The sequence below is a fragment of the Vibrio sp. MEBiC08052 genome, assembly GCF_001506075.1.
In the GTDB taxonomy this organism is placed as follows: Bacteria; Pseudomonadota; Gammaproteobacteria; order Enterobacterales; family Vibrionaceae; genus Vibrio.
Window position 1 is genome coordinate 1440767 of sequence record NZ_KQ947475.1, and the last position, 25368, is coordinate 1466134.

The following is a 25368-nucleotide window of genomic DNA, read 5'->3' on the forward strand; positions in this document are numbered from 1 at the left end:
TACATTGACATCTATCAAAAGGAACTGGGGCGCTTTCGAGGATGCTAATGAAATCGAAGAAAATCATTGCGCACCAAACCTCCATACCCAAAAAACACCCCCCAAAAAACCAACTAATCTATCAAACAATGATTCTCATCGAAAAACGGATAAGGCCCCTCAACCGCATCGATATAACTGATATGGCTGCAAATTCCCTCCGGTTCGAGACGGAACAACTGAATGGCTCCCGGCTCCAGTGAGAAACAAGCGGGCGCTTGGGGATCTAAATCGAGCGTCACGGCATGGCTGTGAGACGGGCCGACCCAGACGGGGATTCGATGCCACGTCGCTACAATCGGGCGATGCACATGGCCGACAACAATCCCGGCCACATGCGGGTGAGATTGTAACACCTCATATAATGCCTCACTGTTTTGCAGATTTTGCACATCCATATGCTGTAACCCGACCGTCATCGGTGGGTGGTGCATAAATAGCAAGGCCGGATGGTGTTGTGTTGCCGAGAGTTGTTCATCAAGCCATCGAAGTGACGTTTGACTCAACATGCCATAAGGCTGACCGGGTACGGAGCTATCCAGCCCAATCAGTTGATAGCCGCCGACATGCTCACTGAAGTTACAAAATACCGGTGTGTCAAACGCGAGCCAGCCTTGCAATGCATCACGCAAATGCGTTCTGTTGTCATGGTTACCCGGAATTACGCGCACCACCGGTTTTAAGCGTTGCAGCTCGGCAACCAGCAGTTGATATTCATCAGGGTGACCAAAATCTGCCAAGTCACCGGTGATGATCACCCGGTCAGGCATCGGCTTGAGCCGGTTGATATGATTAATCGCATGCCGCAGGCAACCTAACGTATCGACCTTTTTATACGCCAGTTTGCCTGACTGCTTAATATGTAAATCGGTTAACTGTGCGATTAACATTCACGGTCTCCAATAAAAACCAAGCGCTCAGGCGCAATGGATAAGTAAACGGATTGCTGCGGCTGATAATGACGACGGGCAAAACAGTCGATCATCAGCAGCTCATCAAGGCTGGCAATTTTGACCTGTACACGGGTGCGATCCCCTAAGAAGGTCCTGTTTTGCACTTCAGCGAGGAGGGTATTGTCTGTTGCTGCATCAAGAATTTGGATATCCTCCGGGCGTACCATCGCGGTGGCCGGTTGCCCCTCACCGAGTTGCGCGCAGTGCGATTCGCTCAAGCGTAGCTGTTGTGTCTGTCCTTGGCCGGAGACATCGCCGAGGATGAAAATATTGCCCTCACGCTTGCCATGAAAGCAGTTGATCTGACCGATAAAGTCCGCCACAAAGTGATTGTTCGGTGTCAGGTAAATCTCTTCCGCACTGCCGATTTGAGCAATTTCACCGTGATCAAGTACGGCAATCCGATCGCCCATCACCATCGCTTCTTCCTGATCATGGGTGACATAAATCGCCGTGATACCTAACCGTTTAAGCATCTGGTGAATGTCAATCCGCAGCCGCTGTTTGAGACGGGCGTCTAAGGCGGAAAGGGGTTCATCAAGCAATAACACCTCCGGCTCAGTGATAATCGCCCGTGCCAGTGCCACGCGCTGGCGTTGTCCGCCGGAGAGCTGGTTGATATCACGCTCTGCATACGGTTCGAGATCGAACATGGTCAGCATTTCCGCAACTTTGGCCTGTCGCTGCGCTTTGCTTTCACCGCGAACCCGCAAGCCATAGCCGATGTTGTCACGGACATTCATATTGGGAAACAGCGCATAAGACTGAAACACCATCCCGACCTGACGGTGCTCGATGGGTTGGTGGGTAACATCCCGCTCGCCAAAATGAATGGTGCCGCCGGGGTCGGCAAACTCTAATCCGGCAATCAGGCGCAGGGTGGTGGTTTTTCCGCAGCCGGAGGGGCCGAGCAGCACTAAAATTTCACCGGCTTCGACGTGTAAATCAAGAGGCTTGAGAGCCAATGTGCCATCAGCAAAGGTCTTCTGAACCTGCTTCAAAGTTATCGCAACACTGGATTTCGCTATATTCATATCAATATCACTTTCATGCAGCTGTCGGTTAACGACGCTGAGTTTTTCGGTTAAACAGTTGAGCCAGAATCAGCAGCGGCAGAATCAGACCCAAAAATATCAGGGTATAGGCAGAACTCACTTCAAGGCGCATCGACGCGTAAGCATCGGCCAGCCCGACCGGCAGCGTTTTGGTGAGTGGGGTATGCAGCATCCAAGTCAGATTAAACTCACCGACAGAGAGGGTCAGCGTCATCAGCACGCCACTGATAATGCCGGTCATACAGTTGGGCACGATGATATGCATAAACCGTTGCGTGAAGCTGGCACCGAGGCTGGCCGCGCCTTCTTCCAGCACGCGAAAGTTGATGCTGGAGAGAATCGCCAGCACCGCCTTGACCATAAACGGCAAAGTAAAAATGACATGCCCGACTAAAATGAACAGCCAACTGGCGCGAAAGTCGTGAAAGCCGCCGTAGACTGAAATCAGCCCCAGTGCGATCGCCATGCCCGGTATGGCAATGGGTAAGGTCAGGCATTCTTCAAACCACAGCGAAAAACGGGTGCGGTAGCGCGCCAGATAGTAGGCGCAAGGCACACCGACCATCACGTTAATCGCGGTGGTGACTAATGCAATTTGTAACGTCAGCCAGACCGTATCGGCATACATTGACCAGACTTGTTCAACCCACTGTAAGGTGAGGCCGCTTTTCAGGCCGACGAAATAGTTCTGGGTTAAACCGGCCATGACCGACATCACCACAGGAATAATCAAAAATGCACACACCAGCAGGGTGAAGACCAGTTGTGCGTAGAAGTAACGATTCTTTTCCATGAGTTAGCCTCCCATATTCAGGGATGTTGCCCCTTTGAGCCGCGCCAGTGCGAGGCATAGCCAAGTTACGGCACCCAAGATCAGGCTTAATGCCGCAGCCATAGCAAAATTGGCGTTCAGGGTAAACTCGGTATAAATGGTCATCGGCAGTACGTTGATGTCGGTTGCCAGCGAAAAGGCGGTGCCGAATGCGCCCATTGAGGTGGCAAAACAGAGCGAGCCGGAGGAAATCAGGCCGGGGGTTAACGCCGGCAGGGTGATGTCCCGCAGGATCTGCCAGCGGCTGGCCCCCAGTGATCGCCCGGCTTCGACTAAGTTGTGATCGAGTTTTTCGGCGGCTCCCATCACGGTCAGCACCACACGCGGAATCGAGAAATAGAGGTAACCGAGAAACAGCCCGGCCATGGTATAAGCAAACACCCAACGCTCACCAACCAGCGCGAGACTCGCCTGAGCGACCATACCTTGGCGACCGGCCAGCATGATGACGAAGAAACCAATCACCACCCCCGGAAATGCCAGCGGGAAACTCAGCATCGCAATCAGGAGCGATTTCCCCCGGAACTGATAACGGGTGAGAAACAGCCCGGAAATGGTGGCAATCACCAGACTGACCAAGGTCACGAGACCCGACAGCACCACGGTTGACAGCAGGCTGCGGTAGTACGTCGGTTGGGTAAAGATGGACCAGTAAGGTTGGCCGGTGCTATCGGCGAGCGATAGCCAGATCAGTTTGCCGACGGGCAGAAGGAAAAAGGTCAGGCTGATCATCAATGCCGGGAGCAGCAACATCAGCCGTGAAAAATCGTGTTTCATCATAAAATGAAGGGTGGCGTTACCACCACCCAGCCTGTGATTATTGAACTTCATTCAGATAACGCTGTGCGAAAGCGTTTTGTGCCTGTGACATCTTGGCAAAATCGACTGCTTGTGCCCGTTGATAGTCGGTATCCGGCAGGAACTTCGCGCGAGTTTTAGCGCTCATCGCCGAAGGGATGATCGGGCGCAGATAGGCATCGGCCCACAACCGCTGACCGGCATCAGAGAGGACGAAGTCGAGTACTTTGCGGCCATTTTCAGGATGGGGTGAGTTTTTCACTTTGCTCATCACGTAAGGAACCACAATGGTACCTTCTTTCGGAATCACGAACTCAACCGGGGCTTTATCGTTATATTTGGCTCGATAGGCGTTAAAGTCGTAGTCGAGCAGAATGGGGATCTCGCCTGAAATCACGCGGGCATAAGAGGTTTGCTTCGGCACAATCGGATGGTTTTTACGCAGTGCCTGAAAATAGTGAATCGCCGGGGTGAAATCATCCATTGTGCCACCCATCGCCTGATTGACCGCCACGGCACTGGCATAACCGACAAATGCACTGGTTGGGTCTAAGTAACCGACCATGCCACGGTATTCCGGTTTGAGCAGATCTTGCCAGGATTGTGGGACCGGCGCGCCATCAAGGGCAGCTTTGTTGACGAAAAAGCCCAGTGTGCCGGAATGAATCGCAAACCAGTTGCCTTGTGGATCTTTCAGACCCGCCGGAATTTTATTCCAATTGTGTGGTTTATAAGGTTCAACCACCCCTTTTTGTGCCGCGATAATGCCAAACGAAACCCCGTAGTAAACGACATCAGCGACCGGGTTATCTTTTTCTGCCACTAACTGAGACAGGGATTGCCCCGAGTTTTTGTTGTCGATGGGAATATTGATGCCCAATTTATCTTTAATCTGTTTTAACTGACCGCCCCAGTTAGCCCATTCAGGGGGGCAGTTATAACAAATGGCATCGGCTGCCTGCGCTGTGCCGGTAACCAAGCCGGTTGCCATCAGCGCTAAGGTGGCAATATGTTTTAATTTCATAACAATCATCCTATTGATTGAATTTGATTCAAGTGAGGTTTATGAACCGGAGCAACTGTCCCTGTAAGACTGAGCTCATAGGGTAGTTCTCGCTGGCGTGGTAAAACGGTGTGGTGTTTCGAGTTTAAAAGTAAATCCACGGCGAGGTGGCCCATCTGTAAGTGGGGAACCTTCACCGTTGCTAAAGCGGGGTAGGTAATTTGTCCGAGTGACATCCCGTCAAATCCCACCACGGAGGTCTGTTCCGGGACGCGTATGCCTGCGTGACGCAGATGGCGGATCAGTTTCAGTGCGATGAGATCATTACTGCAAAACCAAGCACTCGGAGCCTGATGTGAGAATGACTGCTTAAGATCGGTGAACGGGGCGTTCGCCATCGGATCGACTTCCAGTAATGTGAGTAATCGAGCCTGCTGATCCTCAGCAATGCGGGCTTTGAAACCTTCGTAACGGAGTTGGGCCCGGTCAGAACGGTTGAACTGGCCCGCGACCATGCCGAGTTCCCGATGGCCGAGCTTGAGTAAGTGATCGGCGACATCCCAGCCAGCCTGAAAGTTATTAACGTAAACCGTGGCATCATCGGCGGTGAACTGGTTGTGCACCAAACTTAGCGGAAAGTTAAACTCTTTCAACAGCGACAAGGCTTGATTGTTTTGCATACTGGCGACGGTCAGAATCACGCCACTGACCCGCTGACGGATGAAATCGACCACGGCTTGCTGTTCCCGCGCTTGCTGATATTCGGTATCGATAATAATGGTCGAGTAACCAAAGTGGCGCGCTCTTTCTTGAATGCCGGCGACGATCTCCGCAAAGACCGGATTGAGTAAGCTGGGGATCAAAACCCCAATCGTCGGGTTGTGGTTGAGTGCCACACGGGTCGATTTCTGTTTCGGGTGGTAGCCGGTTAAGTGCACGATTTTACCAATTCGCTCACGGGTCTGATGACAGATAAGTCCGGTGCCATTGAAGTAACGCGATATGGTTGCCGGCGATACATTGGCCAGTGCTGCAATATCTTTAATATTCATCATTTCCCTCCCGAGTACAGCAGCAAGGTTAGGAATCACAGGTGACGTATTTATGACAGAAAAACCACAGAAGGCATCATTTTGGCGGAGTGTTTTTATATTTTCGCTGCATTTTCTCTAAAGATGGCGCATGAAACATTCTCGTTTCATTCACAATTTATAGCAGATACAGAAAATCATTGTTGAGATAAATGTTATTAATAATTGTGATTTAAATCACTAATTGTAGGGGGAGAAGGTTCGTCTGGGCAGGATATGGCATGGTTACAAGGGCTTTCAACCTGACAGAACCTGCATCAGCCGATACTGTCAGATCGATGTTGTGTCGTACATACAATGATCACCTGAAGTAATGATCACCTAAAACAAAGATGATACTCGATTAGGATGATGATCCTTGTTGTGTTTTTTTAGTTTGTGGCGCTTTAGACGGTGCGGTTAAACTTTCAGTGGTTTTGGCTCCCTGAAAATCGACGACTTGTTGCTCCGGGGCCGGTTTAGTGACGCCATTGAAGCGCCCGCCTTGTTCAATGCTGATATCGTCGGTATAGAGTGTGCCATCGACACGACCTTTACTTAAGATCTCAATGCGAGTGGCATAGCAGGTGCCTTTGAAACAGCCGTTAATAATGATGTGCTCGGCATAAATTTCACCACTTGCAGAGCCTGATTCACTGATGATGAGTGTCTTATCCGTGTGGATCTGGCCTTCAATCTTACCATCAACTTGCATATTGCTTTCTACTCTGAACTGGCCATTAATGGCGCAGCCTTCAGCGATGAGAGTTGTAACTGAGCACTGACTCTTTGCTCGACGTTGTTTATCAAAGATTCCCATCTTACTCCTCCTACTTTTGTAAATATCGTATCAAAATTATTAATTCCCCAGTTCACAAAGGGTTTGGGATCTAACGAGCGGCCAACAAAGCGAATTTCATAATGTAGGTGTGGCCCGGTACTCAGTCCCGAATTTCCGACGTAACCGATGATATCGCCCTTATTGACGAATTCACCCATTTTGACAGCAAATTTATTCATATGAGAATAAGAACTGGAAAAGCCGAATGAATGTCTCAATCTTAGGTAATTCCCGGAGCCTTTGACCAGACTGGGACGCACGACTTCGACTACACCATCGGCCGGCGCATAAATCGCCGTGTCTTTTGGCGCTGAGAAATCCTGACCGCGGTGGAATTCACTTTTTCCGGTTACCGGATTTATGCGGCGGCCATAATCGGAAGACATTCTGGATTTTTCGACCGGGGAGCCATTCGGGATTTGATTCAGCAAGACCAGACGAACAGAAGAGGTGATTGCTGCGGTATCCAGCCGGGATTCAAGCGTCGCATCGTCCGAGTCATCCACACCGAGCACTTTTTCCAGATCACTCAGGCGATCTGAGACCGTCTGCATTTTTTCTTCCCGATCAAGCAGCTCACTTTGTAAGCCGACCTTGAGTTTTTTGAGTGATGCGACATCTTCAGAAAGAGACATCGACTGATTTTCCAGTTCTCGTTGCTTTGATTTGGCAAAATCCACTTCGTTCATCAGGTAATAGATGATACCGGCAGTACTCACAACGGCTGCCATCAGGATATAACCAGCACTCTTGATACATTTCTGGTACCAACGGCCGACATGGAAGTGACGAGTGCCGTTGATAGAAGATACTGATATAACGAGGTTTTCTTTCATACATCATCAGCATTGGTAAATACAATGTCAGGATTCTATCAGTTTTCTGTCAACGATTGAATTTTCATCAGTGATCTTGAGTGGAAAACTGCAATATTGTACGTATTTAGCCGAAACCATATGCAGAAGCACCGACAGGTATATGGCCTGTCGGTGCTGGTCGATTTAAAAATAATCGTTTGGCGTTGCCAAAAATTTTCAGCGTGATAACTGACGAATTGCCTGAGTCAGTGCACTATCCTGATGGTGGTTGAGATCGTCCAGTGTCAGGGCTGTGGTGGGGATATTCGGCTGTATACCGATGCTTTCGTAGGATTGATACTGCGTATCGATATAAACTTCATTAGATAAACTGATTTGCCAGCCATTGGGCAGGGTTTTCACCAAAGCATCCGATAACGCGCCGCTACTGGTTTCACCCATAAATGTAACTTGTGGCAGCGCTTTCATCATCATGAGGAAGACTTCTCCGGCACTGACGGTTGTACCGCTGACCAGAATCGTGACGGGACGCGTATAAGCGGGCGTATTGCTTGGGGTTGGCAAGTCGAGCCAGTGAGTTTCGCCGTCACCGGCAATAGTTCGGGTAAATTTACCAATAACGCGCTGAGTCACCGGATTAAAACGGCTGGCAAGAGCCAGTGACACGCCATCGGCACCTCCGCCATTGAACCGCATATCAATGATCATGGTCTCTGTATTGCGCATATCCTGCATGGCTTGATCGATGACTTGTGCCATATTACTGACCCATTGATCAGGGTCATCCGGATTTTCACCCGTGTCCAGCAGCATCATATTGGGACGAAGATAACCAATTTTTCCCTGATTGAACGTTCCCCAGACAACACGTTCCGCGCCATATAATGTATCGGCTGAGCTGCCGTTGATGATGCGGACACTACCAGTATCCATCATCTGCTGCTGTGTCAGGGAAATTTGTGCCAGGCGGTCGGCGACGTAGGTGTCAAAATCACTGATTTCGCTTTGATTGAGAAAGCCCTGTTCCAGTACCCGTAAGACACCTTTGGGTGGGGCAGGTGCATATTCATTGTCGCCGTAAGTCAGGACGACATGATCATCGGAAAAACCGCTGAGTGATGCTGTGATGGCATTGAGTAGTTCACTTTCGCTCATGTCATCGCTCAAATCCGGGGCCACTTGTTGATAGACCTGCGCCCAGTCGATGCCGCGTTCCTGAAAGAATGCATAATAATCATGGATGGTCGTCCAGAAGAAATGATAAATCTCAACAGGGGATGCATTTGCATTGAGTCGTTGCCCCGGCTGACACTGTGTTGGTAAGGCGGACAGGCGTTCAAATTGCTGTGCAAAAGGGCGGGCAATCTGGTGGGATGTCAGCGTCATACCGTCATGAGATAACGTCGCGTTGGGAAAGTAGGTTGTTTGCATATCGGTTTTGGTCATGGTTTCTGCCAGCACACACCCTTCGCTGTTGAATTGATATATTTTACTTTCTGTATCATTCAACTGATAAATGTCACCGTATCCCTTATGTTTCCACAGCCCATCAAAATCCACTGAAGCCTGACAGGCAGCAGCTAAGGTGATGGGAGCAATGCAAATAAACCGGTAAGTATATTTTATCCATGAAGCCGAAATCATTATTGAGTCCTGTTTTATAGTAAATATTCGATATGAAAGGTTGGTATAAAAGCGCCTGAGTACGTTAAACCAACCTTCAACCCGAAAATGTGAATCAATGATATAAGGGACAATCAGACACAATTTGATATATTTCAGTCGGTGTACTTTGAGTTGGAAATGACTGGTATGAGATTGATTGAATTATTCAATGACCGCGATGGTGTTTGTCGTGCTTGATATTTGGGTAACTTGATATTTAGGTAAACTGGCCAGCGCTGCTAACAATGCCTTGCAGCGAATTGAACGTGAGATTATCAACATGCAGTCACTGACGGAACCATTATTATGGCTGAACCGGGAAATAGGGCTGAGCTGCAAATAAAACGGGCGAATTCCGAGGACTGCTTGCTTGAAACAAATATGAATTCAGCCGATTACCGTAGACCAGGCATCTTGTAAGTCTTGATCATCAAAAGCGTTTACATTATTTAATTCTTTTGAAAAGAAGGTACAGGATTGAGGACTATTGGGGTGCCATCTGGTGTAAGACGTCATGTCGGGATGATATATCGCGAGTGTTTTTTTCTTTAACCCGGTTGCAATATGTACCGTGGCTGTATCGACGGACACCACGATCTCACTCATATCAATATGGGTCGCCACATCGTCAATAGAGGAACATTGTTCATCACAAAAAACGTTGTCATTAAATTTCTGACAGATGTGGCTGACTAAATCAGATGTACTTGGAGATGAGGATAAAAATACAGAAAATCCATTGCGAGCGAGAATTGGAATAACTCTACAAATGGTTTCTTCATTCATGCTTTTTGATTTATTACTACCAAATGGGTTAAAAAATACAACTTTTCTGTCTTTAAATTGAAGTTCCATTCTCTCTCGGCAACGAGATGACAATGGAATAATATAAGATTCATCATATTCTGTGATATTAAATGATGATAATAGGCTGTTGAATCGTTCAACATAGTGGCCATCATTTTTGAGGCGAAGGTTGTACATTTTCACATCAGGTAATATGCCCGCATTTGATTCAGCCGATATCATTCTCAGGAGAAAGAGATCTTTCATTTTGACGATGTCTTGGGCATTGATCGCAATGTCAACTTTACCTAAGCCTTTGGCTAATCTCATGATCTCGGTATACGAAGGTCGTTTGCTTAATGGATAGACTGTATCGACAAATGGCATTTTTTGATAAAAATCATAGGTATTATTCGAGGAGATGACTTTGATCACGGAATTCGGTATATTTTCCTTAATCGCTTTCATTGCAAATGATGATATGACTGAGTCCCCATATTTGGAGTCATTGCGGATGAATAAGAAAACTTTTATATCATTGCAGTTAAAATCTTCTTTACGAATATCGAAAAGTATTTTTCCCAGCCAGAATCTAAAGTCATCCCGGAATAACTGGAATTTTGATATTAAGCCTTTACTCATTAAATCTCACCATTAAAACAGTTTAAATCATGTATGCTTCAAATTTGTTCTATATCATTATTATTTAAATGCGCAACATATAAATATATATTGATGAAGCAAACTTACATTTTTCATATCTATATCGATGTATTTTTATTCGAAGCACATACAAAAATATCAGTTGATCATATCAGAATGGTCTGTTGATAGTGAAGCTATTTGTATGTCAATCTTAGGACAAATGCTTTGATCCTTATGAAGATTCTCTGATGCCGGATTTGCTCGGCGACACGGTGTTGAACCTGAAGGCATGATGTCTCGTAAGCCACTCATTGGCTGTTCGGGTATTTTGGGGAAAATCTAGCGTATCAACGGATGGTATACCGAGTGGATTGCTGAGAGACGAATTCTTTCGACTTTTACGTTGTTCGATTAAGATGACTGATGATTTGTTGATACATACCTTGAGAGGAGTAATTGATGGGGCGGAATAAAATTCCTCGTGTGATTTGTGGTAAACCTGCGGATAGTTGTTTCAAACCGAACGGTATTCCGATGAGTCAGCTTGAGCATCTTGATTTGGCGGCGGATGAATTTGAAGCGTTACGTCTGGTTGATTTACAGGGAATGCATCAGCAGGATGCGGCTGTTGAAATGGGGGTCTCCCGACAAACGCTGGCCAATTTGGTCAAGGCTGCTCGTTTCAAAGTCGCGGACTGTTTAGTCAATGGTAAAGCCTTGATGATGTGCCATTAATGATTCTCTTCTCCTTTTTCTGACGATCTGCTTTGATGATAAACAACCCGACATGCGCCTTGGCAGTATGTCGGGTTGTTTGTTGTGTGCCCTTGTCACTTTGGCGCGTGATACACCGCTTCGAGTCTACTGTTGAACAATCGCTTTAGTATGCATCTTGTGCTTTTATAATTTGCATATGCCAAAAAATAGAGCTATAAATAGCATATGCTAATTATTTGGGGTGCGAAATCTTCATGCTGCCGGTGACGGAGCAGGGTCGATGAGCATCAAACCACTATCTATTTCGTTCATGATTTATTTTGACTAAACCCATTTTGTCGGTTGGGTTTGATCAACATTCAGTACAGGAGTTATTTCTGATGATTATTGCTATCCCGATGAAAGAAGAGCGTATTGCCAACCATTTTACCAAGGCTGACCATTTTATTTTTATGGATGAGTCCGGTGAGGTTGTCGGACATCAACAAAATCCTGCACAGACTGCCGGTTGTGCGGGGAAGTCGGCATTACTTGCATTACTCCGGAGTGAGCAGGTAGAGCGAGTGATTGTCCGTCATATTGGTCAGCGAATGCTGAGTCGGTTACTCGACAATCAGTTTGCTGTGTTTCAAGCACAAACCAGTCGTCAGAATCTTCAGCAGATCATTCAGACCGAGGATGAATGGCTGCCGCTGACCGATGCAGCGCAGGGGCGTTTATCCGTGAATTATCAAGCTAAGCAACATAAGCAACAACAGGGTGGTTGTTGCGAGCATCAGCATAGAGAGGGAGACCATGCGCATGAGCGCTGTCAGGGACATCGTTGCTGTGAAGCAGGCGTTCAAGAGGGAGATAAGGCTAATAAAAATGATGAACATCAGCATCGACATGGAAAAGGACGTTGCTGTCGCCACTGAATACAGTCTTCATTAATTGGTCAGCGAACGAGAGCGGTTGCTCTCGTTCAGGGCTGAGATGAATTGATTGAAGTGACGCTGTCACTGGGCAGCCTGAGCGACTCGTTTTTCCTGCTGCTGTAATTGATACATAGCACGATACCGGCCTTGTGGTATGGCCATGAGCTGGTGATGGTCGCCTTGTTCGATCAAATGGCCGTGATCCAATACCAGAATCTGATCGGCATGGCGAATGGTGGACAGGCGATGAGCAACCACAATCAGCGTGACCTGACCTTGCAGATCGTTCAGAGCTCGCTGAACAACCTGTTCGGTTTCACTATCGACATTCGCCGTGGCTTCATCAAGTAACAGCACTTTGGGCGAGCCCGCCAAGGCACGGGCGATAATCAGCTGTTGACGTTGCCCGGTCGAGAGCCGAAATCCCCCTTCACCGAGCTGGGTCTGATAACCATCATTCATAGCCATAATCACATCATGCAAATGTGCCTGACGTGCAGCAAGGTGTACCGCTGTCTCGCTTAAATTCCGCCCCATATCGATATTATCAAATATGGTTGTGGCGAGAATAAACGGATCCTGCGGAATAAAACTGACACCTTGGCGTAAGGCGTCATGACTAAAGTCATCAAGGGGATGCCCATCAATACAGATCGTGCCTGACTGAGGCTGGTAAAAATTGAGTAACAAACTCATTAAGGTACTCTTACCACTACCGGTGTGTCCGACGATGGCAAAGAATTGTCCGGCATTGATCTCGACATTGATATCCTGCAAAACCGGATGATTGTTCTGGTACGCAAAACTCAGGTCTTTGATCGTCAGTCTCCCGGCCTCAATCCGGGTACAGGTGCCTTGTTCGGGTTTAGCCGAAGATTCCTGAAGCAGTTCATAGACACGGTTACCGGCAACAATGGCTTGCTGATACAAACCGAAACGTTGGGTAATTTCAATTAACGGCTCTGAGAACCGACCCAGATAGTTAAGGTAAGCGTATAACACCCCGATTTCAGCAACCCCTTGTACCACTTGCAGACCAAAAAACCACACCACACACCCGAGCACAATAATACTGAATAAATTAATTGCCGGACGAAGCAATAAGGATGAAATCGTCACGGTTTTCAGTCGGGTATCGTAGTAATGGGCATTAATCTGATCAAACTGAGACAGTTTTGCCTGCTGTTGGTTGGTCGCCTGAATCACAGTCATACCACTGATGGATTCGTTCATCGTGGCGTTAATGTCTGACCGCAAACGACGGCTGTCGGTGACGTTTTTGACACTAAAGCGTTGATACAAATAAATTAACCCGATGACTGTCGGAAGCAGTAACAGGGCGACCAGCATCAGTTGCATATCCAAAATCGCCATCGCAATCAGAATGCCAATCAGCAGAATGATATTGGTCAGCACATTGGATAAAAACTGCACGTAAATATCTTTAATTGACTCGGTATCATTGGTAATCCGGCTGACCAGTTGCCCGGTACGGGCATAATCGAAATACGACATCGGTAAAGACAGAACGTGCTTAAACACCCGTTTGCGAATATCAAGCACCGCATACAAAGCCATATCCAAAAAACGTAGTGTTTGTCGGTATTTGAGGTAGGTTCCGATGATCGTTGACAGAATAAACAGACTGATAATGCCGGCAATCGGCCAGAACGGATAATGATCCGGCACAATAAAGTCATCGATAAATACTTTGCTCAAGAGTGGACCCAGTACCTCGAATCCCGTCGCAATCACCACCAGAACCAAGGTTTTCACCAATAACGCTTTGTCGGCGAAAACATAACTCATCAATAAGCGTAGCGATCCGGCGTGTTTAGTATCCTGCTTAGTATTTCTTGTATTCATGAGGATACACTCTCCATCGCCTGTTCCATCTGTTGATATGCCGCCATCCGCGAATACCAGCCATCACCCGTGATTAATTGTTGATGTTTTCCTCTTTCAATCACTTCACCATGCGCCATAACAATAATTTCATCTGCGTGTTCAACGGCTGATAATCGGTGACTGACAATGATGAGTGTCTGAGCTTTGCGTTGCCGTAGATGTTGAATGATGATCTTTTCCGTCCGGATATCAACGGCCGAGAGCGCATCATCGAGAATGAGGATCGGGGCATCGCTGATCAGTGCCCGAGCAATAGAAATACGTTGTCGCTGTCCTCCGGATAATGTTACGCCCCGCTCTCCGACAGTGGTCTGATAGCTGTCGGGGAACTGGCGGATGTCATCGTCAATCGCAGCTAATTTGGCGGCTTGATAAACTTCTCCATCGGTGGCTCCGGGGCGTCCCATGCGAATATTCTCCATTATCGTGGCACTGAACAGAAACGCATCCTGAGGGACATAAGCGTAAAGCGCACGGAGTTGAGACAGCGGAATCTGGCGGAGCGGGGTTCCGCCGATTTGTATTTCTCCTTCACCGGATTCCCAGTAGCGCATCAAAAGCTGGAGCAGGGTTGATTTTCCCGCACCGGTTGCACCGACAATGCCGAATACGCGGTTTTCTTTCAAACGGAACGAAATATTTTTCAGGCTGGACTGAGCGGTCTCCGGATAATGAAAGGTGAGATGACTGACGGTCACACGATAACCTTTGGGGGCGAACTGACCATGGTCTTCAATGGTATCGGGTAAATCGAGTAATTCATCAAGACGTTCGATGGCTGCATTGCCGCGTTGCAAAATATTCATTAACCAGCCAAAGGCATACATCGGCCAGATCAACTCCGATAAGTACAGGGTAAAGCTGGTTAATTGTCCGACGGTTAATCGGCCTTCGTGAATTTGCCAGCCTCCGGCAAGTAAGACAATGAGTAACGCGGCACCGAGACTCAACTGAATGATGGGATCAAACAAGGCTTCTGAACGCTGCACTTTATAGGTGCTGCTGGCGGCTTGTTCGGCAATCTGGTCAAATTGTTTGGCTTCGATAGACTCTCTGCCCATCGATTTAATCATGCGAATGCCCGTCATGGCCTGTTGTGTCTGCTCATTCAACGAGGAAAAACGATCAAGTGTGGTTTTGAATTGGTGATGAATCTGGCTGGACAGACGGTAAAATCCGATCCCCATCAATGGAAAGGGGAGGATCGCTAAAGCTGCGAGTTGCCAGTCAATAAAAATAAACATCATCACGAGGACCAGAATAAAGGTCAGCAACCCATCGAAGCCGGATAAAATCCCTTCACCCGCAGCGATTTCAACCGCGTCAATATCATTGGTCGCGCGAGCCATCAGATCACCGGTTGAGTGGTGATTATAGAATGCCTGTCCTTGCCGGGTCAGACGCTGATAAAATTGCTGACGTAAGAGATTGCCCAGCTTATAGGACGTGCCGAATAACATCCGTCGCCAGCCATAACGGAGAAGGTAGACAATAATACTGGCGAGCAATAAGCCGAGTAGGTCGTACTTTGCTTGTGCCATGGTCCGGGTGGCAAGCAGATGGTCAATGGTTTGACCGATAAACCATGGAATGGCTATATTAATCAGTGCGACGATGAAGAGCATGAGTAACGCTAATGTGTAAGTAAACCAATAGCGGCGAAAGAACCATCCCAGGTGTTGAAATAATTGCATGTGATTTTTATCCGGATAAGCGTGTGAGCCTTCATCTTCTCTAGGCAGCTCATATTGAGTATGTTGTATTTTGGTCGGGAACATTCTTACGTAAACCAAGTCACCTTGTCTAGTCAGGTGTCCTGAACTTGCCTCCACTTGGCACGGTATTGTTTATCCGATGACGATGGTTACATGGCCAAAAATAGCGGAGCCCGGTGTGAGTTTTCGCTGTGAAGTCAATGTTTTTGGGGCGTATCCTCAATACTTTGGGTATAGTAATCTTTTCTGCCTGCCGTTAAACTTTGGCCAATTTTTTTATCAATCAGGTTGCTTTATGTTTACCCAAAGAATGTTGTTGAACCGTTTTCGTTGCGTGATTGCGCTGTTGTTCCTTGTTGGGGTTACGGCCTGTAGCCGGACGCCGGAGTTAAAAAAGTTGGAAGGTTATGCTCAGGGAACAACCTATCATATCAGTTGGTGGTCTGAATCGGGCATTTCGGCCGATAAAATTCGTCCGCTGTTTGATCAGCGTCTGGCACAAATTGATAAAGAGTTATCGACTTATCGTGATGATTCTTACATTTCAAAGTTTAACCAGAGTCACTCGACCGAATGGCAACCAGCCTCCGATGATTTCATCGAACTCTTGAAGATTGCACGCCGGGTGAATCAGAAAACCCAAGGATGTTATGACCCGACGGTTGGGCCATTGTTTAATCTGTGGGGATTTCGAAAAAGTGATTTCAAAGTTCCGGATAGTCAGCAAATTGCTGCTGTAAAAGCTGAGCTGGGGCTGGACAAAATTGAGGTAGATGAGCAGGGTAAACGCATTCGTAAAACTTTGCCGCAGGTACAGCTCGATTTTTCTTCGATGGGCGAAGGCTATACGATTGGCAAGCTCAGTGCGATTTTGGAATCTCACGGGATTGTCAATTATCTGGTTGAGTTTGGCGGGGACATGAAAATCAAAGGCCACAAACCGGATGGCTCGAAATGGCGGATTGCCATTGAGCGCCCAATTCATAAAGATGATGATATTCAGCCCTATAAGATTGTGACGATTCAGGACGAACAAGGTGTGACCTTGGATACATCAGGGACTTATCGCCGCTCTTTTGATGCTAATGGTCAATCATATTCTCACATTCTTGATCCGCGAACCGGTGCCTCTGTGACGCACGATTTGGTGTCTGCTTCAGTATTCGGCCAGATTCCCGCAGAAAGTGACGCATGGGCAACTGCAATGTTATGCCTTGGCCCGCAAGCCGGTTATCAGGTCGCCCAACAGGAGAACCTAGAGGTGTTCTTTATCCGTGCAGCACAAGGGAAATTTATTGATCAGCAGAGTCCGGCCCTGGAACACTCAACACGGGTTCTGTTCCATCAGGAATAATCCTGAGAGTGATTTTCGCAAGGAATCATCGGTTTTAGAAATTGCGGTTAATAATCGGGTTAGTAACGGCAAATACAGGGTAACCTGAGGAAGAGGTGAAAAGTATGGCACATTTTACAGTGATTGGTTTAGGGCGGTTTGGCGTTGCAGCAAGTCTGGAGTTGATTCATCTCGGACATACGGTGACCGGTGTGGATCGAAATCCGAAAATCGCTGAGTTGTATGTCGAAGAACTGACACAATCTATCATTTGTGATGTGACGGATGAACACGCACTCAGAGAACTGGAGCTGGCAGCGAGTAATGCCGTGCTCGTTGCGATTGGTGAAGATCTGGAGTCGAGTTTGCTCTGTATTCTGGCGTTAAAGAATCTTGGTGTAAAAGAGATCTGGGTGAAAGCCAGCTCTAAAGCCCATCATACCATTGTGTCAAAACTTGGCGTTGCCCGAATTATTCACCCGGAAGAAGAGATGGGCGTGCGCATTGCACAAGCCCTGAATTATCCGATGGTGAATAATTATCTGTCGATCGGGCATGGGTTATATGTGGTGGATATTGAGGTGAAGTCGGGGCTCCATCATCAGCCGCTCTCGGCCTTGCTGGATAAAACTCAAGGCGATGTGGATGCGATTCTGGTGAAACGCGGCCGGGAGACGTTTACCCGACTGCCTCAAGATTTCCTCTTACAGGAAAACGATACATTTTTGCTGTGCGGAACGAGAGAAGCGTTAGAACAGATTGCGCCAAGGTTGGTGTGACATGGCAGCATGGCATCCGTCTACATCTCCGATAGTCAGAAGACCGAAAGCGAGGCGAAAGATTGCTGCCGCGCCACCGATTATCTTATGTGCCAGTTTTCTGTTGCTGATTTTACTGGGAACATGCTTGCTGAAACTACCGCTGGCAACCGTGACGCCAATCAGTTGGGCACACAGCTTGTTTACTGCCACCTCGGCAGTGACTGTGACCGGACTCTCTGTGGTCGATACAGGAACGGCGTTTACTGTCTTTGGTCAGGTCATCATTGCCATATTGATCCAGTTCGGCGGGTTGGGGCTGATGACATTCGCGGTGGTGACGTTAATTGCATTGGGGGGGAAAATTAATTTCTTGCAGCGGACAGTGATCAGAGAAGCCTTCAATCAGACCGATGCCTCCACATTAGTTTCTACCGCAAAATCCGTTTTATATTTTTCTTTGATCGTCGAATCGATCGGCATGATTATTTTATCGCTTTACTGGTTGCCGGAACTGGGGTGGAAAACCAGCTTATTTCACGGCTTCTTTTACACCATCAGTGCGTTTAACAATGCCGGGTTTGCTCTCGATAGCCGTAGCCTGATGCCGTATGTCTCGGATCCGGTGGTGAATCTGACGATTACCGGGTTGTTTATTATCGGGGGACTGGGATTTTCTGTCTGGCTGGATTTAATTCGCAATCGCCGCTGGGTTCTGCTGACACCGTACAGCAAATTGATGATCTCCGGGACAGTCATCATTAACGCGGTGGCCGTGATTCTGATTTATTGTATTGAATACGATAATCCCCATACGCTGGCACCTTTGAGCGAAGGGGGCAAGTGGCTGGCTTCATGGTTTCAAGCGGTAACACCGAGAACTGCCGGATTCAATACGCTGGCGATCGATCAGCTCAAAGATGCAACCACATCTGTAATGCTGGTGCTGATGTTTATCGGTGGCGGATCGATGAGTACCGCCAGCGGCATTAAAGTGGTGACATTCATTGTTCTGATTCTGGCAACATATGGTTATTTGCGACGAGATGCCGCAATTCAGGTGTTTAAACGAGAAATTCCTAAAGAGACGATTAATAAAGCACTGGCGCTGACCGTTATTTCTATCGGTGTCACTTGGATGGCTATTTTCGGTTTACTGCTGAGCGAACATGCGCCGATGATCGATATTATTTTTGAAGCCATTTCAGCATTGGGAACCGTCGGGCTTTCCCGAGGTTTGACTGCGTCGCTGTCTGAAACCGGTGAGGTAATTATTATGCTGATGATGTTTATCGGCCGGTTAGGGCCACTCACCATCGCTTATTTTCTTGCCAGCCCCAGAACGCATCGTTTGCGTTATCCTGAGACCAAACTCGTTATTGGTTAACGGTTATATTTGTGAGGCGGGGGTAAATCTGCGTATTTGCGCTGGTATCGGGCCTGCATACTGACATTACCCAGTAAACCGCCTTGATGGATATAGATCAGCGGTGTATCAGCATGTTCGGTTAACCAGTTTTGCAGACAGCGCCACATCAGCGGGTCATAGAGTAAATCAAATTCGACTTGGGTTTCGCGACAGAGATTCAGCCAGAGCGTGTAGTTTTCGCGATACAATTTGCCAAAATGATGTTTCTGCGACACAGACAAAATGGTCGGATAGCTGGTGGCTGCCAGCATATCCCACTGTTTCTTCAAGTAAGATTCACCACCGACACAGGCACAGGTCAGCACTTGAATCTGATGAGAGGCAAGGTGTTGATGTAAATAGAGGGCTGTGGTGCCGGTGCCAGAGGGAAGCGCGACGACAGGGCGCTCAATCTGGTGTTTATTGCACCAAGTGATGATTTCATCCCCGAGTGCTGTAATGCCCGGCTGAGCAATATCACTCCGTCCGCCTTCGGGCAAGACCAGGCAACTCTCATCAGGACAACGAACCTGTTGAATATAATCACAAGGGTGCATCGCTGCGGTTGGATGTTGTCCTGTGGGATAGATTGTTGCACCGAGTGCCAGTGCCGCTTTGTAGTTACCCTGCGGATGTCCGGTCAACCACTGAGGAATATGATCAACGTAATATTCAAACTGCCAGCCTCTGAGTTGTGCCAGCGCAGCAAATGAGTAAAGAGAATTGGCTTTCGGAGAACCATAGCTGATCAACGTCTTGATTTGAGGCAGCGGCGCATCAAGCAATGTCATCAATTTGCGGGCTTTGTTGCCTGAAAACTGAGGATGAAGCAAATCATCTCGTTTGAGATAGAAATGCTTGCCGTCAAAGGTGTGCTCGGTCGTCGGGCTATGGGTCAATATATTCATGCAGGCAAGCATAGCTTGAGTTGATCGCTATCACAAGGCGTACTCAAGGCAAAAAAAAGCCAGTACAACCTGTACTGGCTACTATAAATAGGAGTTAACAAGAAAAAGCAGTATTGACAAAAAGTTATCCAACATTTCTGCCAATCTTGTTAAATCAGACTGGTGATGTCACAGATAGTTCCTCATTTTTTCATTTTTTTCGTTTGAATCAGTGATGCCGGTGAGAACGATTGAATAGAATTTATATATTTTTCAATGGAGTAACTCCATTTTTAACGTTCAAAACGGTAAAAAGAGATCCAACCACTCACTTTTTGAGGGGAAATCTTAAGAAATAGGGTGAGATTTAGAGGCGAAACTTTTATTCTTACGGGGTTTTTTAAAGGAAGTTGAATATGATCATCAAACCTAAAATTCGTGGATTTATTTGTACGACAACACATCCAGTCGGGTGTGAAGCGAATGTCAGAGAGCAGATCGCTTATACTCAATCACAAGGAAGCATCGACAATGCGCCTAAGCGCGTACTGGTTGTCGGTTCTTCCAGTGGCTATGGACTTTCATCGCGTATTGCTGCGGCATTTGGTGGTGGTGCGGCAACGATCGGTGTTTTCTTCGAAAAGCAGGGAACCGAGAAGAAACCGGGTACCGCAGGATTTTATAATGCTGCTGCGTTTGATAAATGTGCACATGAAGCCGGCCTCTATGCGAAAAGTATCAATGGTGATGCTTTTTCCCATGAAGCAAAACAGAAAGCAATTGAGCTGATTCGGCAAGATTTGGGTCAGATTGATCTGGTTGTCTATTCTTTGGCATCCCCTGTCAGAAAAATGCCCGATAGTGGCGAATTGGTTCGTTCAGCGCTGAAACCGATTGGTGAAACTTACACTTCAACTGCTGTTGATACCAATCGGGATGTCATTATTGAAGCCAGCATTGAACCGGCAACTGAGCAGGAAATTGAAGACACTGTGACAGTCATGGGCGGCCAGGACTGGGAACTGTGGATCAACGCATTGAACGACGCGGGTGTACTGGCAGACGGCTGTAAAACAGTCGCGTATAGCTATATCGGTACTGAGCTGACTTGGCCAATCTATTGGGACGGTGCGCTGGGTCGTGCGAAGATGGATTTGGACCGTGCTGCAACAGCGCTGAACCAGCAACTGAGCGCAAAACAGGGCTCTGCAAATGTGACTGTATTGAAATCGGTTGTAACGCAAGCCAGTTCTGCAATTCCTGTCATGCCGCTTTACATCTCTATGGTGTTTAAAAAGATGCGTGAAGAAGGGGTTCATGAAGGATGTATGGCGCAGATCTATCGTCTGTTTAGTGAGCGACTGTATCGTGCTGATGGTCAGGCACCGGCCGTGGATGACAACAATCGTCTGCGTCTTGATGACTGGGAACTGAGAGACGATATTCAGCAGCATTGCCGTGAGTTGTGGCCACAGATCACCACGGAAAACCTCAAACAGCTGACAGATTATGAAGCATATAAAGAAGAATTTCTGAAACTGTTTGGTTTTGGTATTGATGGCGTCGATTATGATGCGGATGTGAATCCGGCCGTTGAGTTTGACGTGATTGATATCTGATTTGTTTTCGATTGAGAAGTGAAAAAGCGCCGTAATGGCGCTTTTTTTGATCCGAAATGATGTGCTTATGATAGATGCTGTTGAGCAGCATCGGCACAGGAATAAACCCTGATTCACTAACTCAGTAAAATGATGACGGTTCCTGTCAGGGTCATCAAAATGTTGGCAATGGTATACGTCCCTGCATATCCGAGCGCAGGGATGGTTGATTTCGCATAGTCATTGACGATATCCATTGCCGGTGCGCAGGTTCTTGCTCCGATAATGGCACCAAACAGTAACGCCCGGTTCATTTTCAGAACATAAGCGCCAATGAGGTAAGCAAAAAATACCGGGACGACACTGACCAGAAAAGCCAGACCAATCACTTTGATACCGATTTCTGACAGGTGTTGAAACATACTACCACCGGCACTCAGGCCGATACCAACCATGAAAATCATTAACCCGAGATCTTTGGTCATATTCAGCGCACCTTGTGGGACATAACCAAAGGTTGGGTGATTGGCCCGTAAAAAGCCGAGAGTAATTCCAGAAAGCAATAACCCGACAGCATTACCTAAACCAAAAGAGACTTGACCGAAGGTCATGGTAATCAGACCGAGCGTAATCCCAAAGATGAAAAAGGCGCAAAAAGCCAACAAATCTGCCATTTGACTGTGGATCGAGATGAAACCGATTTTATCTGCGAGCCCTTGTACCCGGCTTTTTTCACCACTGACCTGAAGGAGGTCACCTTTGGTGAGGACTATATCTGAGTCCATTGGCATTTCAATCTGTGCCCGGACCACGCGGTTGAGAAAACAGCCATACTCGGAAAGATTCAGGTCAGACAGCCGTTTGCCGACCATGCTGTCGCTCTTAACCACGATTTCTTCTTCTGAAATGCGCAGGTCAAGCAAGTTGCGGTCAAAGACTTCTTTGCCGTTTCTGAAGCTGGGATCCAGCCTCGCGTGGCTGTCAGGAAAACCGACCAGTGCGATTTCATCGCCTTCTTGCAAAATCGCGTCACCATCCGGATGAGCTAGAATGCCATTACGTCGGATGCGCTCAATGTAACAGCCCGTTTGACGGTAGATCCCCAATTCACGAAGATTACGGCCGTCAATCCAGTCTGTCAGCTCTTTTCCTACCCGATAAGCACGAATAATGGGTAAGTAAACTTTCCGCTGTCCGTTATGGCCTAAGCCGCGCTCCCGGGCAATTTGCTGAGCTGAATCTGAGAGGTTCTGTTTTTGCAGTCTCGGCAGCAGCTTCGCAAACATAATCATACTGATAAGGCCGATAAGATAAGCAATCGCATAGCCGACGGAGACATTTTCCAGTACACGGGACATCTCCATATTACGGGGAATTTCCGCCAGTCCGGAACCTAAGGCATCTTGGGCTCCGACGAGGATCGGTGTTGAGGTCAGTGCGCCAGCCATCATCCCCGCAGACAAGCCGTAATCCAGATGAAGGGCTTTGCCCCCGAAATAAGTGATTAGATTGGCAATGATGAGAACCGTCAGGCTTAAGATCAGGTAGTGCTTTCCATCTCGGAAAAAGATACCGAAAAAGTTTGGTCCCGCTTCGATACCGACGCAATAAATAAACAGCATGAAACCGATGGTGAGCGCTTCTGAATTCAGAGAAAATCCGAGGTGACCCATGAGGAGTGAGGTGACGAGAACTCCGATGGAGTTGCCGACCTGCAGGCTCCCGAAACGAATTTTCCCCAGCGCCAGACCACTCGCCAGAACAACAAAAATAAGCAGAATAGGGTTTTCTTTTAACAGCAAAACAACGTTTATATTCACAACTCGACTCAGGGATGTGGAAAAAGATGGCTGGTAAATTGTATCTGAAATATAAGAAAAAATAAGGGTATTTTTCAGGCTTTTTGGCACAAAGAAGAATTTTAATCTTAACGAGGGGAAGAGGGGAAAGAATCAATGCGCCGGAGCGTCAGAAAAGCAAAACCTGCCAGGATAATTGGCAGGTTAGTCAGGTCGGTATTATTCGTCAAAAAGACCCAGATTTTCTTTAGCATAAGCCTCGAATTCAGTACAGCCACCAATATGAGTCTGGTCGATGAAGATTTGCGGTACGGTTTCAACGGGTTTGCCTACGGTTTTTTCCAAATCAGCTTTGCTGATGCCTTCTGCCTGGATATCCACGTAGCGGAAATTAAAATCGTCACGTTTTGCTTTCAACGTTTCTGCATGTTCTTTTGCCCGAACACAGAATGGGCAGCCGGGACGACCAAAGATCACTACAAACATAACTTTCTCCTTCATGTGTTGTTGGCGTAACTATGCCTGAAGTCACTTCGGAAATAAAGTTACATCTGCCTCTTGTTTTAATAGGTTAAAACGATGTAATCGATGACCTGCCACGGAAAGAAATATGGGCCGCGATGGCCCACATGAGATGGAAATCTTAAGGATATGCTGTTCAGTGTCAGAACTGAGGCAACTTATCGTAGCGAGAATCTTTCAATGCATCTTTGACGCGTTTGAGGTTTTCCCGGAATCCTGAGCCGCGACGTAACGTAAAGCCGGTTGCGAGCACGTCAATCACCGTCATCTGAACCACTCTGCTTGCCATTGGCATATAGACATCGGTATCTTCCGGGACATCCAGACAGATGGAGAGTGAACTGACCTGATCGAGTGGTGAGTCTTTGGCTGTGATTGCGATGACGGTGGCACCATTCTGTTTTGCAAGATGCGCGATCTCAACCTGACTTTTGGTTCGGCCGGTATGAGAGATCAAGACAACCACATCATTATCGGTGCAATTGATGCAGCTCATACGCTGCATGACAATATCTTCAAAACAGGAGATCGGAATATTAAAGCGAATAAACTTATTCTGTGCATCACGCGCGACTGCGGAAGAAGCCCCCAAGCCAAAAAATGAAATTCTCTTGGCTTGAGTCAATAAATCAACGGCACGGTTAATTTGTGCAGCGTCGATGCTGTTTTTAGCAACATCAAGGCAAGCCATGGTTGATTCAAAAATCTTATGCGTGTATGCATCCGGGCCATCATCTTCCTCGACATTACGGTTCACATAGGGTGTTCCATTTGCCAGACTTTGGGCGAGATGAAGTTTAAAGTCCGGAAAACCTTTGGTATCCAAACGACGACAGAAGCGGTTTACCGTGGGCTCACTCACGTCAGCCATTTTGGCAAGGGTTGCAATACTGGAATGAATTGCAGTTTGTGGTGACGCCATGATGACTTCTGCAACTTTGCGTTCAGACTTGCTAAAATTTTCCAGATTTTTTTGAATTTTTTCTAATGTATTCATAGTGTTCACACGGGAAAAGAACATTTCAGGAATTCGACCTGATCACTGGTGATATCGAATCATGATACCCAAAGCATTCAATATTCATCACGAAGTGGGCATGGGAAATGAGTATAAACGTATGCACCGGTAATTCTGTAACATTTCAGGTTATCAAATGATAAGAATATGACAGGCCTCAAACTAAATTTCATATGATCCCTCAATTTTACCGCTAAATCTGAAAAAACAGGATTTCTCCGAGACAAAATGATTCATTTCTTACATCAGTCAGAAATAAAATTTCATCAGATGTGATCGCGTG

22 protein-coding genes are annotated in these 25368 nt (G+C 47.2%); 6 read left to right on the forward strand and 16 right to left on the reverse strand.

From position 1 onward, the window contains the following. Positions 1–113 precede the first annotated feature (113 nt). The 10 genes from VRK_RS06355 to VRK_RS06400 form a co-directional block, all read right to left on the reverse strand. Entirely contained in the window at positions 114–929 is an 816-nt protein-coding gene (locus VRK_RS06355) for a phosphodiesterase (protein WP_059120593.1), read from the reverse strand. Beyond that, the gene (locus VRK_RS06360) at positions 923–2026 is read right to left on the reverse strand and encodes an ABC transporter ATP-binding protein (protein WP_059120594.1); all 1104 of its coding nucleotides are present in this window, start codon (positions 2024–2026) and stop codon (positions 923–925) included. The genes VRK_RS06355 and VRK_RS06360 overlap by 7 nt, the downstream gene beginning before the upstream one ends. A 28-nt stretch (positions 2027–2054) precedes the next feature. Then, on the reverse strand, positions 2055–2840 hold the full coding sequence (locus VRK_RS06365) for an ABC transporter permease (protein ID WP_059120595.1): 786 nt from the start codon (positions 2838–2840) through the stop codon (positions 2055–2057). Positions 2841–2843: 3 nt separating this feature from the next. Next, positions 2844–3656 (reverse strand): ABC transporter permease, encoded by an 813-nt coding sequence (locus VRK_RS06370; protein ID WP_059122682.1) that lies wholly within the window; start codon positions 3654–3656, stop codon positions 2844–2846. Between the two features lie 40 nt (positions 3657–3696). Next, positions 3697–4701, reverse strand: coding sequence for an ABC transporter substrate-binding protein (locus tag VRK_RS06375; protein ID WP_059120596.1), 1005 nt, complete (start codon positions 4699–4701; stop codon positions 3697–3699). A 5-nt stretch (positions 4702–4706) separates the two neighbouring features. Further along, complete coding sequence (locus tag VRK_RS06380; RefSeq protein ID WP_231735747.1) at positions 4707–5735, reverse strand: substrate-binding domain-containing protein; 1029 nt, start codon at positions 5733–5735, stop codon at positions 4707–4709. Between the two features lie 379 nt (positions 5736–6114). After that, positions 6115–6465, reverse strand: coding sequence for a bactofilin family protein (locus VRK_RS06385; RefSeq protein ID WP_059120598.1), 351 nt, complete (start codon positions 6463–6465; stop codon positions 6115–6117). An 8-nt stretch (positions 6466–6473) separates the two neighbouring features. Then, positions 6474–7427: a M23 family metallopeptidase gene (locus VRK_RS06390; protein WP_059120599.1), complete on the reverse strand. Its 954-nt coding sequence runs from the start codon at positions 7425–7427 to the stop codon at positions 6474–6476. 198 nt (positions 7428–7625) lie between these two features. Further along, a complete protein-coding gene (locus VRK_RS06395; RefSeq protein WP_059120600.1) occupies positions 7626–9053 on the reverse strand; it encodes a S41 family peptidase in 1428 nt (475 codons plus the stop codon). 408 nt (positions 9054–9461) lie between these two features. Next, positions 9462–10502: a glycosyltransferase family 9 protein gene (locus VRK_RS06400; RefSeq protein WP_059120601.1), complete on the reverse strand. Its 1041-nt coding sequence runs from the start codon at positions 10500–10502 to the stop codon at positions 9462–9464. 462 nt (positions 10503–10964) lie between these two features. On the opposite strand from VRK_RS06400, the gene VRK_RS06405 reads away from it, so the two are divergent. Both VRK_RS06405 and VRK_RS06410 read left to right on the forward strand, forming a co-directional pair. Beyond that, positions 10965–11240, forward strand: a complete 276-nt coding sequence (locus VRK_RS06405) for a DUF134 domain-containing protein (protein WP_059120602.1) — start codon at positions 10965–10967, stop codon at positions 11238–11240. Between the two features lie 362 nt (positions 11241–11602). After that, a complete protein-coding gene (locus tag VRK_RS06410) occupies positions 11603–12139 on the forward strand; it encodes a NifB/NifX family molybdenum-iron cluster-binding protein (protein WP_059120603.1) in 537 nt (178 codons plus the stop codon). An 81-nt stretch (positions 12140–12220) separates the two neighbouring features. Here the strand turns inward: VRK_RS06410 and VRK_RS06415 are convergent, their stop codons facing one another. Next, positions 12221–14005: an ABC transporter ATP-binding protein gene (locus VRK_RS06415; protein WP_059120604.1), complete on the reverse strand. Its 1785-nt coding sequence runs from the start codon at positions 14003–14005 to the stop codon at positions 12221–12223. Next, a complete protein-coding gene (locus VRK_RS06420) occupies positions 14002–15741 on the reverse strand; it encodes an ABC transporter ATP-binding protein (RefSeq protein ID WP_059122683.1) in 1740 nt (579 codons plus the stop codon). Before VRK_RS06420 ends, VRK_RS06415 begins: the two co-directional genes overlap by 4 nt. Before the next feature lie 316 nt (positions 15742–16057). On the opposite strand from VRK_RS06420, the gene VRK_RS06425 reads away from it, so the two are divergent. The 3 genes from VRK_RS06425 to VRK_RS06435 all read left to right on the forward strand — a co-directional run bounded on the left by VRK_RS06425 (position 16058) and on the right by VRK_RS06435 (position 19240). Then, the gene (locus tag VRK_RS06425; protein ID WP_059122684.1) at positions 16058–17116 is read left to right on the forward strand and encodes an FAD:protein FMN transferase; all 1059 of its coding nucleotides are present in this window, start codon (positions 16058–16060) and stop codon (positions 17114–17116) included. Between the two features lie 104 nt (positions 17117–17220). Then, positions 17221–17874: a potassium channel family protein gene (locus tag VRK_RS06430; protein ID WP_059120605.1), complete on the forward strand. Its 654-nt coding sequence runs from the start codon at positions 17221–17223 to the stop codon at positions 17872–17874. Position 17875: 1 nt separating this feature from the next. Beyond that, positions 17876–19240, forward strand: a complete 1365-nt coding sequence (locus tag VRK_RS06435) for a TrkH family potassium uptake protein (RefSeq protein ID WP_059120606.1) — start codon at positions 17876–17878, stop codon at positions 19238–19240. Here the strand turns inward: VRK_RS06435 and VRK_RS06440 are convergent. After that, positions 19237–20169 carry a 1-aminocyclopropane-1-carboxylate deaminase/D-cysteine desulfhydrase gene (locus tag VRK_RS06440; RefSeq protein ID WP_059122685.1) on the reverse strand — a complete coding sequence of 311 codons (933 nt, stop codon included), beginning with the start codon at positions 20167–20169 and terminating at the stop codon, positions 19237–19239. The two genes, VRK_RS06435 and VRK_RS06440, sit on opposite strands and share 4 nt — an antisense overlap. Before the next feature lie 395 nt (positions 20170–20564). Here VRK_RS06440 and fabV point away from each other — a divergent pair, with 395 nt between their 5' ends. Next, positions 20565–21767, forward strand: coding sequence for an enoyl-ACP reductase FabV (fabV, locus tag VRK_RS06445; RefSeq protein ID WP_059120607.1), 1203 nt, complete (start codon positions 20565–20567; stop codon positions 21765–21767). 116 nt (positions 21768–21883) lie between these two features. Here the strand turns inward: fabV and VRK_RS06450 are convergent, their stop codons facing one another. The 3 genes from VRK_RS06450 to VRK_RS06460 form a co-directional block, all read right to left on the reverse strand. After that, positions 21884–23566, reverse strand: a complete 1683-nt coding sequence (locus VRK_RS06450; protein ID WP_059120608.1) for an aspartate:alanine antiporter — start codon at positions 23564–23566, stop codon at positions 21884–21886. 198 nt (positions 23567–23764) lie between these two features. Beyond that, positions 23765–24031: a GrxA family glutaredoxin gene (locus VRK_RS06455; protein ID WP_038178314.1), complete on the reverse strand. Its 267-nt coding sequence runs from the start codon at positions 24029–24031 to the stop codon at positions 23765–23767. A gap of 178 nt (positions 24032–24209) precedes the next feature. Further along, positions 24210–25064: a MurR/RpiR family transcriptional regulator gene (locus VRK_RS06460; RefSeq protein WP_059120609.1), complete on the reverse strand. Its 855-nt coding sequence runs from the start codon at positions 25062–25064 to the stop codon at positions 24210–24212. Between the last annotated feature and the right edge of the window lie 304 nt (positions 25065–25368).

Coding starts and splice junctions, on each gene's coding strand:
- VRK_RS06355 (WP_059120593.1), bottom strand. CDS start 929: ATGTTAATCGCACAGTTAACCGATTTACATATTAAGCAGTCAGGCAAA.
- VRK_RS06360 (WP_059120594.1), bottom strand. CDS start 2,026: ATGAATATAGCGAAATCCAGTGTTGCGATAACTTTGAAGCAGGTTCAG.
- VRK_RS06365 (WP_059120595.1), bottom strand. CDS start 2,840: ATGGAAAAGAATCGTTACTTCTACGCACAACTGGTCTTCACCCTGCTG.
- VRK_RS06370 (WP_059122682.1), bottom strand. CDS start 3,656: ATGAAACACGATTTTTCACGGCTGATGTTGCTGCTCCCGGCATTGATG.
- VRK_RS06375 (WP_059120596.1), bottom strand. CDS start 4,701: ATGAAATTAAAACATATTGCCACCTTAGCGCTGATGGCAACCGGCTTG.
- VRK_RS06380 (WP_231735747.1), bottom strand. CDS start 5,735: ATGATGAATATTAAAGATATTGCAGCACTGGCCAATGTATCGCCGGCA.
- VRK_RS06385 (WP_059120598.1), bottom strand. CDS start 6,465: ATGCAAGTTGATGGTAAGATTGAAGGCCAGATCCACACGGATAAGACA.
- VRK_RS06390 (WP_059120599.1), bottom strand. CDS start 7,427: ATGAAAGAAAACCTCGTTATATCAGTATCTTCTATCAACGGCACTCGT.
- VRK_RS06395 (WP_059120600.1), bottom strand. CDS start 9,053: ATGATTTCGGCTTCATGGATAAAATATACTTACCGGTTTATTTGCATT.
- VRK_RS06400 (WP_059120601.1), bottom strand. CDS start 10,502: ATGAGTAAAGGCTTAATATCAAAATTCCAGTTATTCCGGGATGACTTT.
- VRK_RS06405 (WP_059120602.1), top strand. CDS start 10,965: ATGGGGCGGAATAAAATTCCTCGTGTGATTTGTGGTAAACCTGCGGAT.
- VRK_RS06410 (WP_059120603.1), top strand. CDS start 11,603: ATGATTATTGCTATCCCGATGAAAGAAGAGCGTATTGCCAACCATTTT.
- VRK_RS06415 (WP_059120604.1), bottom strand. CDS start 14,005: ATGAATACAAGAAATACTAAGCAGGATACTAAACACGCCGGATCGCTA.
- VRK_RS06420 (WP_059122683.1), bottom strand. CDS start 15,741: ATGCAATTATTTCAACACCTGGGATGGTTCTTTCGCCGCTATTGGTTT.
- VRK_RS06425 (WP_059122684.1), top strand. CDS start 16,058: ATGTTTACCCAAAGAATGTTGTTGAACCGTTTTCGTTGCGTGATTGCG.
- VRK_RS06430 (WP_059120605.1), top strand. CDS start 17,221: ATGGCACATTTTACAGTGATTGGTTTAGGGCGGTTTGGCGTTGCAGCA.
- VRK_RS06435 (WP_059120606.1), top strand. CDS start 17,876: ATGGCAGCATGGCATCCGTCTACATCTCCGATAGTCAGAAGACCGAAA.
- VRK_RS06440 (WP_059122685.1), bottom strand. CDS start 20,169: ATGAATATATTGACCCATAGCCCGACGACCGAGCACACCTTTGACGGC.
- fabV (WP_059120607.1), top strand. CDS start 20,565: ATGATCATCAAACCTAAAATTCGTGGATTTATTTGTACGACAACACAT.
- VRK_RS06455 (WP_038178314.1), bottom strand. CDS start 24,031: ATGTTTGTAGTGATCTTTGGTCGTCCCGGCTGCCCATTCTGTGTTCGG.
- VRK_RS06460 (WP_059120609.1), bottom strand. CDS start 25,064: ATGAATACATTAGAAAAAATTCAAAAAAATCTGGAAAATTTTAGCAAG.